This window comes from Streptomyces sp. NPDC059861, from assembly GCF_042731435.1.
Classification (GTDB): Bacteria; Actinomycetota; Actinomycetes; order Streptomycetales; family Streptomycetaceae; genus Streptomyces.
The window spans coordinates 48,405-64,339 of the sequence record NZ_JBHWJQ010000043.1; the positions used below are offsets into that span (position 1 = coordinate 48,405).

A 15,935-nucleotide genomic window follows, 5' to 3' on the forward strand; every position below is an offset into this window, starting at 1 on the left:
CGCCGGGCCTGTCACCCCTTGACCGCCCCGCTCAACGCGAACCCCCCGCCCATCCGCCGTGCCACCAGCACGTACAGCAGGATCACCGGCGTCGAGTAGATGATCGAGAAGGCGGCCAGCTGGCCGTACACCACGGTCCCGCGGTTACCGAAGAACTCGTTGATGCTCACCGCCGCCGGCATCTGGTCCGGTGTGAGCAGCAGCATGAAGGGGACGAAGAAGTTCCCCCACATCATCACGAACGAGAACACCGTCACCACCGCCACGCCGGGCCCCATCAGCGGCAGCACGATCCGCAGCAGTGACTGAAGTGACGAGGCCCCGTCGGTCCAGGCCGCTTCCTCCAGTTCCTTCGGCACGCCGTCCATGAAGTTCTTCATCAGCCAGATGGCGAACGGGAGTTGCGAGGCGGCGAAGAAGAAGATCGTTCCCTCCATCGTGTCGATCAGGTTCACCTGCACGAACAGGGCGTACACCGGAACCATGATCGCCGTGATGGGCAGGCTCGTCGCGAAGAGGATCGTCAGCAGGAACGGGCGGTTGAGGCGGGAGCGGAAGCGGGACAGCGGGTAGGCGGCGAGGGCGGCGCACGCCACGGTCAGCAGGGTGCCGCCGCCGCACAGGAGCAGGCTGTTGAGGAGCGGCGTGAAGGTGATCTCCGGCCTCAGGACGGCGTCGAAGTTGTCCAGCGTCACGCCGTCCGGGAGCTGCACCTGAAGGTCGGCGCCGGGATCCAGTGAGGCCAGGATCACCCACAGCAGCGGGAGGGAGAAGGCGGCGGCCACCACCAGGAGGCCGGCGTCCGCGGCCAGGCGGTGGGTGGTCGTGCGGGAGGAGGGGGTTCGGGACATGGCGCTTCAGACCTCCGTCCGCAGCAGGCGCAGATAGATCACCGAGAACAGGGAGCCCACGACGAGGAGCAGGAGGGCGACCGCCGTACCGTAGCCGATCATGCTCTTCTGGAACGCCTCCTCGTACATGAAGAGCGGGAGCGTCTGGCTCTTGCCGCCCGGACCGCCCCTCGTCATCACCCAGATCAGGCCGAAGACGGAGAGCGTCTGAAGGGTGATCAGCATGAGGTTCGTGCCGATCGAGCGGCGGATCATCGGGAGGGTGATGTGCCACAGGCGGCGCCAGCCGCCCGCGCCGTCGACCTCCGCGGCCTCCGTGATCTCCTTGGGGATCTCGCCCAGTGCCGCCGAGTAGACCAGCATCGAGAACGCCGTGCCCCGCCACACGTTCGCGAACGACACCGCCAGGATCGGAAGGGTGAACAGCCAGTTCTGAGAGGGGAGATGGAGCCAGTCCAGGATGGCGTTCAGGGTGCCCTCGCGGCGGAAGAAGGCGTAGAGGAGGAAGCCGGCGACGACCTCCGGCAGGACCCACGCCGTGATGACGATGCCGCCGGTGAGGGTGCGCAGGGGCTTCGACGCCCGCTGCATCAGCGCCGCCAGCCCCAGGCCGAGGGTGTTCTGGCCGATCAGCGCCGAGACGACCGTGAAGACCAGGGTCAGCCACACCGCGTTCAGGAACGCCTTGTCCCCGAACGCCGTACGGAAGTTCTCGAAGCCGACGAACGACTCCTGCGCCTGGCCGGTCAGCTGGAGGTCGGTGAACGCGATCCAGGCGCAGTACGCGATCGGGCCGGCCAGGAAGAGCACCAGCAGGACCACTGCGGGGGACAGGGGCAGGGCCCGCAGGAGGACGCGGGAGCGGTTGCGCTGCTTCGGCGCGGGGTCCGGGCCGACCGGGTCCGGCCTCTTGGCGAGGCCGGGACCGGTGCCGGAGCCCGTGGCGGGGGCTGTCGTCATGAACTGCGGCTCACTTCTCGATCACCTGGTTGTCCGTCGCCGATTTCAGTTCCTCGTCGTACGCCTTCGCCGCCTCCTCGACCGACATGTCTCCCGTCGTCACGCCCTCCATCGCCTCCTGGATCGCGGTGGAGACCTTCGGGTACGCCGGGAAGGCGGGCCGGTAGTGGGTGGTGGCGACCAGGTCGGTGAAGAACTTGATGCCGGGCTGGGCGTCGACGTACGCCGGGTCGGCGGCGACGTCCTCGCGGACCGCGATGCCGGAGTTGGCGATGTACCACTTCTGGGCGTTCGCCTTCGTCTGCATCGTCTTGATGAACTCGAAGGCGAGGTCAGGGTTGCCCGCCTTGGCGGGGATCGCCCAGGTCCAGCCGCCGGACATGCTCACCTTGCCGGGGGCCTGGCCGTTCTGGGTGGGCATCGCGGCGAGGCCCAGCTTGTCCGACCACTCGGGCCACTCGTGGCCGCTGCCCTCCAGCCAGTCCTGGGGGAGCCAGGAGCCGTCGAGGTTGATGCCGAGCTTGCCCTCGGGGAGGAGCTCGCCGCGGACGCGGGTGCCGATGTTGGGGTCGAGGGCGTCGGAGACGTCCGGACCGAGCTTCTCCTTGTAGACCGTCTCGACGAAGGTGAGGGCGTCCTTGAAGCCCTTGCCGCCGGCGATCCACTTCTTGGACTGCTCGTCGTACAGGGGGTCGGAGGCGCCGTCGTTCGTGCCGTAGAGCAGCATCTGGAAGCCCTGCATGGTGGCGGCCTCGCCGACGGGCTTGCCGGTGTAGACGTTGAGCGGGGTGACGCCGGGGACCTTCCGCTTGATCGTGCGGGCGGCCTCCAGGACGTCGTCCCAGGTCTTCGGCTGCCAGTCGGCGGGCAGACCGGCCTTCGCGAAGATGCCCTTGTCGAACCAGAGACCCCGGGTGTCCGTGCCGTCCGGGACGCCGTACGTCTTCCCGTCCTCGCCCTTGGCCGCGGCCTTCGCCGTGTCGATGAACTGGTTCCAGTCCTGCCACTTGGCGAGGTACGGGTCGAGCGGCTTGAGGTAGCCGCTGGTGATGTCGGAGTTGATCAGGAAGGTGTCCTCGTAGACCAGGTCGGGAGCGGTCTTGGGGGAGCGGAGCATCTGCTGGAGCTTGGTGTAGTACTCCGAGTCCGGGGCCTTGATCGGGACGAGCTCGACCTTCTTGCCCGGGTTGGCCTTCTCGAACTGCTTCTTGATGTCCGCGAGATAGGTGTCCATCACCTTCACGGAGTTGTCCGTCGACTGTTTGAAGGAGACCTTCACGGTGTCCGGATCACTACCGGCTCCGCCGCCGCAGGCCGTGAGGGTGCCTGCGGCGGCGAGGGTCAGTGCGAGGAGAGCGGGGAGGGAGGCGTTGGGGCGCACGAGCATGACCTCCTGGGGCCTACGTCGTTGTGGCCTGGGGGTTGTGGCCCGGTGAACGTATGAGGAGTGGTCTAGTCAGGTCAATGAGTCTGCGGAGGATTGACATGACATTCTGCTCTCTGGCCCCGCTGCCCCCGCACCCACCGATACACCAGTTCCGGCCGCCCCACCTGTCCGTACAGCGGACTCCGGCCCGCTCTCCCCGCGTCCACCAGATGTTCCAGGTAACGGCGTGCCGTGATGCGGGAGATGCCGATCGCCTCGGCCACCCCCGCCGCCGTCAGGCCCTCCTCGACCTCGCGCAGTGCGAACGTCACGCGTTCCAGCGTCGGTCCGCTCAGCCCCTTCGGCAGCGCCGCCGGTGTCGGTGCCCGCAGGGTGGCCAGGGCGCGGTCCACCTCGTCCTGGCCGCTGGCCTCGCCCGCCGCGCCCCGGAACTCGGCGTAGCGCACGAGACGGTCCCTCAGCGTGGCGAACGTGAACGGCTTGAGGACGTACTGGACGACTCCCAGCGACACCCCCTCCCGCACCACCGCCAGGTCCCGGGCGGAGGTCACCGCTATCACGTCCGCGTGATGGCCCGCCGCCCGCAGCGAGCGCGCCAGTTGCAGGCCGTGCACGTCCGGCAGGTGCAGGTCGAGCAGGAGCAGATCGACCGGCGTCCGCTCCAGCGCCCGCCGCGCCTCCGCGCCCGTGTGCGCCTTCCCGACGGCGACGAACCCGGGGACGCGCCCCACGTACATCACATGAGCGTCCGCCGCCACGGGGTCGTCCTCGACGACCAGCACACGGATCGGTTCCTCGTGGGTCATGCGTGGCCTCCAGCGCCCGTACCGGCCGTGTCCGCGGCGGCACCGGGCGCACCGCTCGCCAGGGCTTCCTCGGACAGCGGCAACCGCACCTCGAACTCCGCTCCTCCGTCACCGGCCCCGGCCACCGCCAGCGTCCCGCCGTGCCGGTGCACCGCCTGCCGGACCAGGGCCAGGCCCAGCCCGCGTCCACCGGGGCCGGACGGCTTGGTCGTGAAGCCCCGCTGGAAGACCCGTTCGGCGTGCTCGGGATCCACGCCCTCGCCGGTGTCCGCCACCCGCAGGACCAGTTCGCCGTCCGCCGTGTACGCCGTCACCGTCACCCGCGCCCGGGCGCTGCCCTGCGCCGCGTCCACCGCGTTGTCGATCAGGTTGCCCAGGATGGTCACCAGGTCCCGGGCGGACAGCGACGGCGGCAGCAGCCCGTCGTCCAGGCCGCTGTCCTCCGACACCACCAGCTCGACACCCCGCTCGTTCGCCTGGGCCGTCTTGCCGAGCAGCAGCGCCGCCAGCACCGGCTCGCTCACCGCCGCGACGACCTGGTCGGTCAGGGCCTGGGCCAGCTCCAGTTCCGCCGTCGCGAAGTCGACGGCCTCCTCCGCCCGGCCCAGTTCGATCAGGGACACCACCGTGTGCAGGCGGTTCGCCGCCTCGTGCGCCTGGGACCGGAGGGCCTGCGTGAAACCCCGCTCCGAGTCCAGTTCGCCCATCAGCGACTGGAGTTCCGTCACGTCCCGCAGCGTCACGACCGTTCCGCGCCGCTCGCCGCCCGACACCGGTGACGTGTTCAGCACCAGCACCCGGTCCGCCGTCAGTTGGACCTCGTCCACCCGTGGCTCCGAGGACAGCAGCGCGCCCGTCAGCGGGGCCGGCAGGCCCAGGTCGGCCACCGAGCGGCCCACCACGTCACCGGGCACGCCGAGCAGTTCCTGCCCGCCGTCGTTGATCAGCGCCACCCGGTACTGGCCGTCGAGCATCAGCAGCCCCTCGCGCACCGCGTGCAGGGCGGCCTGGTGATAGTCGTGCATCCGGCTCAGCTCGGTGGCGTTCATGCCGTGGGTGTGGCGGCGGAGGCGGGCGTTGACGACGTAGGTGCCGACGCCGCCCAGCACGAGGGCGCCGCCCGCGGCGCCGATCAGGGCGGTGAGCTGGCCCCGTACCCGCTCGCTGATCGCCTCGACCCGGATGCCGGCGCTGACCAGACCCACGATGCGCGGGCCGTCGTGGACGGGGGTGACCGCGCGGACGGACGGGCCGAGGGTTCCCGTGTAGGTCTCGGTGAAGGACTCGCCCCGCAGGGCGGGCTCGATGTGGCCGAGGAAGCGGCCGCCGATCTGCGCCGGGTCGGGGTGGGTCCAGCGGATGCCCCCCGGATCCATGATCGTGACGAAGTCGACGTCCGTGTCGCGCATCACGCGCAGGGCGTACGGCTGGAGCGGTGCCGTCGGGTCGGAGGTACGGATGGCCTCCCGCACCGACGGGGAGTCGGCGATCGAGCGGGCGACCGCCATCGCCTGGCGGCCCGCCGCGTCCTCGGCCTGGTTGCGGTCGCTCACGTAGGTGAACAGCGCGTAACCGGCGACGAGCACCGCGATCAGCACGGCCTGCATGGCGAACAGCTGGCCGGCCAGGCTACGGGCTCTCGGGACCGGGATGCGCATGCCGTCAGTGTGCCTCCCCGGTTAAGCGTGAACTAAATGAACGGAAGGGTGACCGCCCTCACAGCACGGGAGATAGTCACGGCATTCCTTCGTCCGCGGGCAACGCCCCGGACAGTTCCCCCGGACGTGAGCCGCACGCCGGTGATGCCGATGACGTCGTCAAGGAGGGCAGTCGTGACCAGCGCAGCCGACACGGCACCTGCCACACCCCGCGCCAAGCGGGACCGCACCCACTATCTCTACATCGCGGTGATCGTCGCGGTCGCGCTCGGCATCGCCGTGGGCCTGGCCGCCCCGGACTTCGCCGTCGAGCTGAAGCCCATAGGCACGGGCTTCGTGAACCTGATCAAGATGATGATCTCGCCGATCATCTTCTGCACGATCGTGCTGGGCATCGGTTCCGTGCGGAAGGCCGCCAAGGTGGGCGCGGTCGGCGGTATCGCCCTCGTCTACTTCCTGGTGATGTCCCTGGTGGCGCTCGCCATCGGCCTGGTCGTCGGCAACATCCTCGACCCGGGCACCGGCCTCGCCGTCACCGACGCCGTCCGCGAGACCGGGCACGCACAGGTGGACGCGGAGGCCAAGGACACCAGCGAGTTCCTGCTCGGCATCATCCCGACCACCATCGTCTCCGCCTTCACCGAGGGCGAGGTGCTCCAGGCCCTGCTCATCGCGCTGCTCGCCGGCTTCGCGCTGCAGGCCATGGGCTCCGCCGGACAGCCGATCCTGCGCGGCATCGAGCACATCCAGCGGCTCGTCTTCCGCATCCTCGCGATGATCATGTGGGCCGCCCCGATCGGTGCCTTCGGCGCCATCGCGGCCGTCACCGGCTCCGCCGGCATCGACGCGCTCAAGAGCCTCGCCGTGCTGATGCTCGGCTTCTACGTCACCTGCGTCCTGTTCGTCTTCATCGTGCTCGGCGCGATGCTGCGGCTCGTCTCCGGCCTGAACATCCTCACGTTCTTCAAGTACCTGGGCCGTGAGTTCCTGCTGATCCTGTCCACCTCCTCCTCCGAGTCCGCGCTGCCGCGGCTCATCGCGAAGATGGAACACCTGGGCGTCAGCAAGCCCGTCGTCGGCATCACCGTCCCGACCGGCTACTCCTTCAACCTCGACGGCACCATGATCTACATGACCATGGCGTCCCTGTTCATCGCCGACGCCATGGGCACGCCGATGGGCATCGGCGAGCAGATCCCGCTGCTGCTGTTCCTGCTGGTCGCCTCGAAGGGCGCCGCCGGTGTGACGGGGGCGGGCCTGGCCACGCTCGCGGGCGGTCTCCAGTCCCACAAGCCCGCCCTGGTGGACGGCGTCGGCCTGATCGTCGGCATCGACCGCTTCATGAGCGAGGCCCGTGCCCTGACCAACTTCGCGGGCAACGCCGTGGCCACCGTGCTGATCGGTACCTGGACCAAGGAGATCGACAGGGAGCGGGTGGACGAGGTGCTCGCGGGCCGGCTGCCGTTCGACGAGAAGACGCTGCTGGACGACGGCCACGGCGGCGGCGCCGCCGACGACACCGAGGTGCCGGAGCAGCGCGGCGGCGGCACGGAGGGCGAGAAGGAACTGGCCAAGGCCTGACCCCTCGCTCCTCCCCGGGCAGAGACCACCCCCGACGCCCGGGCGGCTGAGATGCTCCCCCCGTCGCTCAGCCGCCCGGGCTCTGCCTTGCCGGCCTTGACCTCGGTGTTGCCTTGACGCCGACGTCAAGGCTTACGTTCGTAGGCATGCGAATCGGCGAGCTGGCCGAACGGGCCGGGACCACCACGCGCACGCTCAGGTACTACGAGGCACGGGGCCTGCTGCCCGCGCGGCGGGACGCGAACGGCCACCGGGACTACGACGAGCGGGACCTGAAGCTGTTGCGGCAGATCAGGACGCTGCAGGACTTCGGGTTCGGCCTGGAGGAGACGCGGCCCTTCGTGGAGTGTCTGCGGGCCGGTCACCCTCAGGGCGACTTCTGCCCCGCCTCGCTCGCGGTCTACCGGCGCAAGCTCGACGAGCTCGACGGGCTGATCGGCGAGTTGCGGGCCGTGCGGGCCCAGGTGGGCGCCCAGTTGGCCCGGGCCGAGCGGGCGCGGGACGAGCTGGCCGCCGAGGCGATGGTTCCGGGTGGTCCGGAACCGGGGTGCGAGCTGGGAGGGCAGCCATGAGCAGGGCGGCGGGAGTGGCCGAAGTGACGGACGAGGACTTCGCGGCGGAGGTGATCGGGTCCGAGCTGCCGGTGCTGGTGGAGTTCACCGCCGACTGGTGCCCGCCGTGCTGGCAGATGGCGCCGGTGCTGAGCGCGCTGGCGGCGGAGGAGGGGGAGCGGCTGAAGGTGGTGCAGCTGGACGTGGACCACAATCCGGAGACCACCAACGCCTACAGGGTGCTGTCCATGCCGACCTTCATGGTCTTCCGCGCGGGCGAGCCCGTGAGGTCAATGGTGGGGGCCCGGCCCAAGCGGCGGCTCCTGGAGGAGATCGCGGACGCGCTGTGAACCGAACAGGGCCTTGAGCTGACGTAAAGAAATCCCCCGGACAATTGCGTCCGGGGGATTTCTTTGCGTATATTCAAGAGTTCGCGACTTGAGAAAAAGAGGTCGCGAAGAAGTTCACTGAGCTGAGTATATCCGGGCGGGAGCGGAATTGTCAAACATGGATTCGTCAAACGTCGACTTTCCGGACGATGAAATGCGCCGCGAGCAGGAATTCATCGACGGGCTGTACCGGCGCGTCGACGTGCTGCGCGGCGACGCGGAGGCCTCCGTCACGGACGCCCTCTCGCAGGGCGACAAGCCGATGCAGGCCCGGCTGGAGCGGGACATCCTCGTGGCCGAGCGGTCCGGGCTGCTCGCCGCGCTGAACGCGGTGGACGGCTCGCTCTGCTTCGGCCGGATCGACCTGACCTCCGGCGCCAGCCACCACATCGGCCGGATCGGCCTGCGGGCCGGCGACATCGAGCGCACGCCGATCCTGATCGACTGGCGGGCCGCGGTCGCCCGCCCCTTCTACCTGGCCACCGGCCACACCACGATGGGCCTCAGCCGCCGTCGGCACATCTCCACCGACGGCCGCCGGGTCACCGCGCTGCACGACGAGTTCCTCGACGTCGGCGACGACACCCGGACCGGGTACGAGGACCCCAGCGGCGACGCCGTCCTGCTCGCCGCGCTGAACTCCGCGCGCACCGGCCGGATGGCCGACATCGTGCAGACCATCCAGGCCGAGCAGGACGAGATCATCCGCGCCCCGCACCGGGGCGTGCTGGTGGTGGAGGGCGGCCCCGGCACCGGCAAGACGGCGGTCGCGCTGCACCGGGCAGCGTACCTGCTGTACGAGCACCGGGAACTGCTCGCCAAGCGGGCCGTGCTGATCGTCGGCCCCAACCCCGCCTTCCTCGGCTACATCGGCGAGGTGCTGCCCTCACTGGGCGAGACGGGCGTGCTGCTGGCGACGGTCGGTGAACTCTTCCCCGGCGTGAAGGCCACGGCGGCCGACACCCCGGAGGCGGTCGCGGTCAAGGGCGGCGCCGGGATGGCCGACGTGCTCGCCGACGTCGTACGGGACCGGCAGGCACTGCCCGACCCGGTGATCGCCATCGCGCACGACCGCGAGATCCTGATGCTCGACGACGGTCTCGTGGGCGTCGCCCGGGAGCGGACCCGTGCCGCCAAGCTGCCGCACAACGCGGCGCGCGAGCACTTCGAGGGGCACATCCTCAACACGCTCACCGAGCTGTACGCCGAGCGGGTCGGGACAGACCCGTACGACGGCACCAACCTCCTCGACCCCAGCGACATCACCCAGATCCGCGACGACATCGCCGAGAACCCGGAAGTCTGGTCCGCCATCGACCAGTTGTGGCCGGTCCTCACCCCGCAGCGGCTGGTCGCCGACTTCCTCGCCGCACCCGAGGGGTACGTCGGGGACGCCGAGGCCGCCGCGATCCGCCGGCCGGTGACGCGGGCGTGGAGCGTGGCGGACGTACCGCTGCTCGACGAGGCGGCCGAGCTGCTCGGCGAGGACGACCGGGTGGCGCGGGCGCGGGCGGAACGCGAGCGGGAGCGGCAGGTGTCGTACGCGCAGGGCGTGCTGGACGTGTCGTACGCGTCGCGTACCTATGAGTTCGAGGACAAGGAGGACAGTGACCCCGACAGCTCGGAGGTGCTGTCGGCGCACGACATCATCGACGCCGAGCGGTTCGCCGAGCGGCACGAGGAGGACGACCACCGCAGTGCCGCCGAGCGGGCAGCGGCCGACCGGACCTGGGCGTTCGGACACATCATCGTCGACGAGGCGCAGGAGCTGTCGCCGATGGCGTGGCGGTTGCTGATGCGGCGCAGTCCGACGCGGTCGATGACGCTGGTCGGCGATCCCGCGCAGACGGCGGAGGCGGCGGGGGTCGGGTCCTGGTCGAAGATCCTCCAGCCCTATGTCGAGGACCGCTGGGAGCACACGCGCCTCGGCGTCAACTACCGCACGCCCGCCGAGATCATGGATCTCGCCGCCGCGGTCGTACGGGTCCAGGACCCGGGCTTCGAGCCGCCGAGTTCCGTACGGTCCACGGGGGTACGTCCGTGGATCCGTGCCACCGACGACCTGCCCGGCGCGGTCGCCAAGGCGGTCGCGGAACTCACCCCGGCCGAGGGCCGGCTGGCGGTCATCGCGCCGCGCGACCTGCACCGGCGCCTCGCCGCCCAGCTGGAGGGCGTGACGGCGGACGCCGAGCCGGACCTGACGCGCACGGTCGTGCTCCTGGACGCGCGTCAGGCCAAGGGGCTGGAGTTCGACTCCGTGCTGGTGGTCGAGCCGGGCCGCTACGGGACGAGCGATCTGTACGTCGCCCTGACCCGGGCGACCCAGCGGCTGGGCGTGCTGCACACGGGCCCCCTGCCGCGCGGCCTGACCCAGGAGGAGCCCCCGGCGTCGCCCTGACCGCACGGGGGCCCCGCCCCCGGACCCGCGGAACCTGTGTCCACCCCACCCACCCCTGTCGGGCCGGTGGGGTGGCCGGTCACGACGGTTGCAGCCAGACCGTCGCCAGCGGGGGCAGCGTCAGGCGGATGCTCGCCGGGTGGCCGTGCCAGGGCAGGGCCTCCGGCTTCAGGGGGTCGGGGTTCGTCACGTCGCTGCCGCCGTAGCGGTGGGCGTCCGTGTTCAGGGATTCGTGCCAGGCCGGGATCTCGTCGGGGACGCCCACCCGGTAGTCGTGGCGGACCACCGGGGAGAAGTTGCTGATCGCCAGGAGCGGGGTGCCCGTCGCGTCGTGGCGCAGGAAAGCCAGGACGTTGTCCTCGGCGGCGTCGCCGACGATCCACCGGAAGCCCTCGGGGTGGGTGTCGCGTTGCCACAGGGCCGGGGTGTCCCGGTAGACGGCGTTGAGGTCCCGGACCAGGTCGCGCACCCCGCGGTGGTCGGCCTCGGCGCCGTACTGCGGGTCGAGCAGCCACCAGTCCGGCCCGTGTGCCTCGGACCACTCCGCGCCCTGCGCGAACTCCTGGCCCATGAACAGCAGCTGCTTGCCCGGATGGGCCCACATGAAGCCCAGATAGGCGCGGTGGTCGGCGCGCTGCTGCCACCAGTCGCCCGGCATCTTCGACACCAGCGACCGCTTGCCGTGCACCACCTCGTCGTGGGAGATCGGCAGGACGTAGTTCTCGCTGTACGCGTACACCATCGAGAACGTCATCTCGTGGTGGTGGTACTTGCGGTGGACCGGCTCCTTGCTCATGTACTCGAGCGAGTCGTGCATCCAGCCCATGTTCCACTTCAGGCCGAAGCCCAGCCCGCCGAACCCGCTCGGGCCCTTGTGGTGCGTGGCCCGGGTGACGCCGTCCCATGCCGTGGACTCCTCGGCGATCGTGACGACGCCCGGCGCCCGGCGGTACACCGTCGCGTTCATCTCCTGGAGGAACGCCACCGCGTCCAGGTTCTCCCGGCCACCGTGTTCGTTCGGCGTCCACTGGCCCGGCTCGCGCGAGTAGTCGAGGTAGAGCATCGAGGCGACGGCGTCCACCCGCAGCCCGTCGATGTGGAACTCCTCGCACCAGTACACCGCGTTGGCGACCAGGAAGTTCCGCACCTCCTTGCGGCCGAAGTCGAACTCCAGCGTTCCCCAGTCGGGATGGGCGGCGCGCAGCGGATCGGCGTGCTCGTACAGCGGACGCCCGTCGAACTCCGCGAGCGCCCAGTCGTCCCGGGGGAAGTGCGCCGGCACCCAGTCCATGAGGACGCCGATGCCCGCCCGGTGCAGGGCGTCGACGAGGTACCGGAAGTCGTCCGGTGTGCCGAGGCGGGCCGTCGGCGCGTAGAAGCCGGTGACCTGGTAGCCCCAGGAGCCGCCGAAGGGGTGCTCGGCGACCGGCATCAGCTCGACGTGGGTGAAGCCCAGCTCCTTGACGTAGGCGGGGAGTTCATCGGCCAGCTGCCGGTACGTCAGCCCGGGGCGCCAGGACGCGAGGTGCACCTCGTAGACGGAGAACAGCGCCTCGTGCGCGGGGACCTCGCCCCGCCGCTCCAGCCACTGCGCGTCGCCCCACTCGTGGTGCGAAGCGGTCACGATGGAGGAGGTGTCCGGCGGGGCCTGGGTGCGACGGGCCATCGGGTCCGCGCGCAGGGTCTTCGAACCGTCGGGCCGGGTGATCTCGAACTTGTACAGCTCGCCCTCGCCGATGCCGGGCACGAACAGCTCCCAGACGCCGGTGCCGCCCAGCGAGCGCATCGGGAAGCCGGTGCCCTCCCAGTAGTTGAAGCCGCCGGCCAGGCTCACGCCGCGCGCGTTCGGCGCCCACACCGTGAAACGGGTGCCGGTCACGCCCTGGTGCGTCATCGGCTCGGCGCCCAGCGCCCGCCACAGCTGCTCGTGCCGGCCCTCGCCGATCAGATGCAGGTCGAGATCGCCGAGGGTGGGCAGGAAGCGGTAGGGGTCGTCGGTGTCCTGGACCGAGGTCCGGTACGCCACGCTGAGCCGGTACTCGGGGACCTCGGCGAGCGGCAGCAGCGCGGAGAAGAAGCCGTCGCCGTCGTCGTGCAGCTCGTCCCTCCGGTCGCCGGCCACCACCGTGACGGACAGGGCGTGGGGGCGGAAGACGCGGAAGATCACGCCACCGTCCGCGGCCGGGTGCGCGCCGAGGACGGCGTGCGGGTCGTGGTGGGCGCCGGTGAGCAGACGACCGCGGTCGGCGGGGCCGAGGGCGGAGGAGACCGGGGTGGGTGCGGGGGCGGGGGCGGTCTTCGCCGCGGCCGTCTTCTTCGGGGTGGCCCGGGTGGCCGGGACGTCCTCGGTGGTGGACTTCGCGGGCGGGGCCTTCCTGGCCGCCGCCGTGCTCGCGGCGGCCGCCGTACTCGCGACCGGCGCCGACCGCTTGGCGGGCGCTGCCTTCTTCGCCGACGTACTCTTCGCCGACGCGCTCTTGGCGGCCGCGGTGAGCCTCTCCGACGCCGTGGCCTTCCTCGCGGCGGCGGACTTCCTCGCGGGCGCCGTCGCGCGTGTCGCGGTCGTGCCCGTCGCCTTCTTCGCCGTGGCCTTCTTGGTCACGGCCTTCTCAGCCGTGGCCTTCTTGGCCGGGGCCTTCTCGGCGGTCGTCCGCGTCTTCGGCGTCGCCTTGACGGGCGGCTGCTTCGCCGCCGCCTTCTTCGCCGCGGCCTTCTTCGCGACCGCCTTCTTCGCGGCGGCCTTCTCGGACGCGCCCTTCTTCGGGGTCGCCTTCTTCGCCGCCGCGCTCTTCGCCGGCGCCTTGGCCGGTGCGGCTGTCCCCTCGGGTGCGGTCGCCTGTTTCGGCACGGCGGCCTTCTCCTGATGGGCCGTGGTCTCCCCGGCCGTGATGTTCGGGTCGGAACCGCTGGCGGAGGAGGTGGTACGGGGGGTCACGGGCGGAGCCTCCTGGGAGGGTCAGGTCGGTTGGGTCGAGGCGAGGCGCCGTATCGCCGACAGCGGCACGGGGAGCCAGTCGGGGCGATGCCGGGCCTCGTAGACGACCTCGTAAACGGCCTTGTCGGTCTCGTGGGCACGCAGCAGCACCGGGTCGGTCCGTGGGTCGCGCCCGGCCGCCTCGGCGTAGCCGGAGCAGTACGCGGCCCGGCAGTGTTCCGCCCAGCCCGGCACCGACGGCCGCACGGAGTGGGCGGCGTAGTCGAAGGAGCGCAGCATCCCGGCGATGTCCCGCACGGCGGGCTGCGGCATCCGGCGTTCGGCGAGCGGTTTGGCCGGTTCGCCCTCGAAGTCGATCAGCGACCACCGGCCGGCCGGTGAGCGCAGGCACTGCCCGAGATGCAGATCGCCGTGGACGCGCTGGGCGGTCCAGGTCCGGCCCTCGGCCGCGAGGTCGGCCAGCGCCTCGAACGCGGAGCGCAGCCCGGGGACGTACGGCCCCAGCGCGGGTACCGCCTGTGCGGCGAGGTCGAGGCGTCCGAGCATGCCGTCGACCAACGTGCGCAGCTGGGTGTGGCCGAGGGTGACGGTCGGCAGGGCGCGGGCCAGCGCCGTGTGCACCTCGGCGGTGGCCCGGCCGAGGGCCCGCGCCTCGGCGCTGAAGTCCTCCCCCTTGGCCAGCTCGCGCAGCGCCAGCTCCCAGCCGTCGGCGGCGCCCTGGACGTAGGGCTGGAGGACACCGAGGACGTAGGACTGCCCGGCCAGCTCGGCGCCCAGCCATGCGGTCGGCGCGGGCACCCGGGGGCAGCCCTCGCGGGCCAGCGCGAGCGGCAGCTCCAGGTCGGGGTTGACGCCGGGCACGATACGGCGGAGCAACTTCAGGATGAACGTATCTCCGTATATCACCGAGGAGTTGGACTGCTCGGTCGTGACCGCGCGGCTGACCAGACCGGGCCGGATCTCCCGGTGCGGGTCGCGCTCGAAGCGCAGGTCGCCGATGCGGGCCTGGGTGCGGAGCGCCTCAAGGAGCACTTCGGCGGGCCGCGGGTCGTACAGGGCCTCGTAGACCGTGTGTCCGGCCAGCGGGCCCTCGGTGACATGGCCGATCAGCGCGGGCGCCAGCCGGGGCGGCAGCGCCTCGCGCACTCCTATCAGGAGCTGGTAGCAGTCGCCGGGGGCCGGGGCGGTGCCGGTGCCGCCGGTGCCCTGGACCGGTGGGTGCGGCTGGTGGACCTGGACGAGCAGGTGGTAGAGGCCCAGCTTGCCGCCGGCCGGCAGCAGTTCGGTGGCCGCCACCGGTGTGAACCCGGTGACCGGACGTCCTTTGCCGGCGAACCAGCGCTGCCGTGGCAGCCAGTCCCGCAGCAGCGGATCCAGTGACGCGAGAAGGCCGGGGCCGGCCGTGGCGGGGTGGGTGACGGCTTCCGACATGGCGTGCGTCCTTTCCCCTTCTCCGGTTCGCCCTCAGGGGCGCTGTCAGCCGGTGTCGGCTCACGCGGGCGGACGGGGTGTTACTGATGCGTGCCCCGGGCGGGACGGGAGAAACCGCCCCGCCCGGGACCTTCTAGGCGGCGTCCTTGCGGAGCCGGAACCAGTAGAAGCCGTGCCCCGCGAGGGTGAGCAAGTACGGCAGTTCACCGATGGCGGGGAAACGCACCCCGCCGATCAGCTCCACCGGATGGCGTCCGCTGAAGGCGCGCAGGTCGAGTTCGGTCGGCTGCGCGAAGCGGGAGAAGTTGTTCACGCACAGCACGAGGTCGTCGCCGTGTTCCCGCAGAAACGCCAGTACGGCCGGGTTGGAGGACTGGAGTTCGGTGTAGGAGCCGAGCCCGAAGGCGGGGTTCTGCTTGCGGATCTCGATCATCCGGCGGGTCCAGTGCAGCAGCGACGAGGGCGACGCCATGGACGCCTCGACGTTGGTGACCTGGTAGCCGTAGACGGGGTCCATGATGGCCGGAAGGGACAGGCGGCCCGGGTCGCACGACGAGAACCCGGCGTTGCGGTCCGGCGTCCACTGCATCGGAGTGCGCACCGCGTCCCGGTCGCCGAGCCAGATGTTGTCGCCCATGCCGATCTCGTCGCCGTAGTACAGGATCGGACTGCCGGGCAGCGACATCAGCAGGGCGGTGAACAGCTCGATCTGGTTGCGGTCGTTGTCGAGGAGGGGGGCGAGTCGGCGGCGGATGCCGATGTTGGCGCGCATCCGCGGGTCCTTGGCGTACTCCGCGTACATGTAGTCGCGCTCTTCGTCGGTGACCATTTCGAGCGTGAGCTCGTCGTGGTTGCGCAGGAAGATGCCCCACTGGCAACTGGAGGGGATCGACGGGGTCTTGGCGAGGATCTCCGAGACCGGGTAGCGCGATTCGCGCCGTACGGCCATGAAGATGCGCGGCATGACCGGGAAGTGGAACGCCATGTG

General features: G+C 70.8%; 12 protein-coding genes. 4 read left to right on the forward strand and 8 right to left on the reverse strand.

Going from position 1 to position 15,935, the window contains the following annotated elements; translation table 11 throughout:
• Window positions 1–11: 11 nt before the first annotated feature.
• The 5 genes from ACFV6X_RS30115 to ACFV6X_RS30135 all read right to left on the reverse strand — a co-directional run bounded on the left by ACFV6X_RS30115 (window position 12) and on the right by ACFV6X_RS30135 (window position 5,662).
• Entirely contained in the window at window positions 12–851 is an 840-nt protein-coding gene (locus ACFV6X_RS30115; protein ID WP_385388777.1) for a carbohydrate ABC transporter permease, read from the reverse strand.
• A gap of 6 nt (window positions 852–857) precedes the next feature.
• Entirely contained in the window at window positions 858–1,811 is a 954-nt protein-coding gene (locus ACFV6X_RS30120; RefSeq protein WP_385388779.1) for a carbohydrate ABC transporter permease, read from the reverse strand.
• Window positions 1,812–1,821: 10 nt separating this feature from the next.
• Complete coding sequence (locus tag ACFV6X_RS30125) at window positions 1,822–3,198, reverse strand: extracellular solute-binding protein (RefSeq protein ID WP_385388782.1); 1,377 nt, start codon at window positions 3,196–3,198, stop codon at window positions 1,822–1,824.
• Between the two features lie 74 nt (window positions 3,199–3,272).
• Window positions 3,273–4,004 (reverse strand): response regulator, encoded by a 732-nt coding sequence (locus ACFV6X_RS30130; RefSeq protein WP_385388785.1) that lies wholly within the window; start codon window positions 4,002–4,004, stop codon window positions 3,273–3,275.
• On the reverse strand, window positions 4,001–5,662 hold the full coding sequence (locus ACFV6X_RS30135; RefSeq protein WP_385388788.1) for an ATP-binding protein: 1,662 nt from the start codon (window positions 5,660–5,662) through the stop codon (window positions 4,001–4,003). The genes ACFV6X_RS30130 and ACFV6X_RS30135 overlap by 4 nt, the downstream gene beginning before the upstream one ends.
• 174 nt (window positions 5,663–5,836) lie before the next feature.
• Between ACFV6X_RS30135 and ACFV6X_RS30140 the strand changes: the two genes are divergently transcribed.
• From ACFV6X_RS30140 to ACFV6X_RS30155, 4 genes are all read left to right on the forward strand, one after another.
• Window positions 5,837–7,243 (forward strand): cation:dicarboxylate symporter family transporter, encoded by a 1,407-nt coding sequence (locus tag ACFV6X_RS30140; protein ID WP_385388790.1) that lies wholly within the window; start codon window positions 5,837–5,839, stop codon window positions 7,241–7,243.
• A 146-nt stretch (window positions 7,244–7,389) separates the two neighbouring features.
• On the forward strand, window positions 7,390–7,815 hold the full coding sequence (locus ACFV6X_RS30145; protein WP_385388793.1) for a MerR family transcriptional regulator: 426 nt from the start codon (window positions 7,390–7,392) through the stop codon (window positions 7,813–7,815).
• The gene (locus ACFV6X_RS30150; protein WP_385388796.1) at window positions 7,812–8,144 is read left to right on the forward strand and encodes a thioredoxin family protein; all 333 of its coding nucleotides are present in this window, start codon (window positions 7,812–7,814) and stop codon (window positions 8,142–8,144) included. Before ACFV6X_RS30145 ends, ACFV6X_RS30150 begins: the two co-directional genes overlap by 4 nt.
• A 157-nt stretch (window positions 8,145–8,301) precedes the next feature.
• Window positions 8,302–10,581, forward strand: coding sequence for a HelD family protein (locus ACFV6X_RS30155; RefSeq protein ID WP_385388799.1), 2,280 nt, complete (start codon window positions 8,302–8,304; stop codon window positions 10,579–10,581).
• 79 nt (window positions 10,582–10,660) lie between these two features.
• Here the strand turns inward: ACFV6X_RS30155 and glgB are convergent, their stop codons facing one another.
• The 3 genes from glgB to ACFV6X_RS30170 all read right to left on the reverse strand — a co-directional run.
• Window positions 10,661–13,516 carry a 1,4-alpha-glucan branching enzyme gene (gene glgB, locus ACFV6X_RS30160; protein WP_385388801.1) on the reverse strand — a complete coding sequence of 952 codons (2,856 nt, stop codon included), beginning with the start codon at window positions 13,514–13,516 and terminating at the stop codon, window positions 10,661–10,663.
• 21 nt (window positions 13,517–13,537) lie between these two features.
• Window positions 13,538–14,947 (reverse strand): phosphotransferase, encoded by a 1,410-nt coding sequence (locus tag ACFV6X_RS30165; RefSeq protein WP_385388804.1) that lies wholly within the window; start codon window positions 14,945–14,947, stop codon window positions 13,538–13,540.
• A gap of 133 nt (window positions 14,948–15,080) precedes the next feature.
• Window positions 15,081–15,935, reverse strand: an 855-nt coding sequence (locus ACFV6X_RS30170) for an alpha-glucosidase C-terminal domain-containing protein (RefSeq protein WP_385388807.1), incomplete at its 5' end; no start/stop codon positions are given.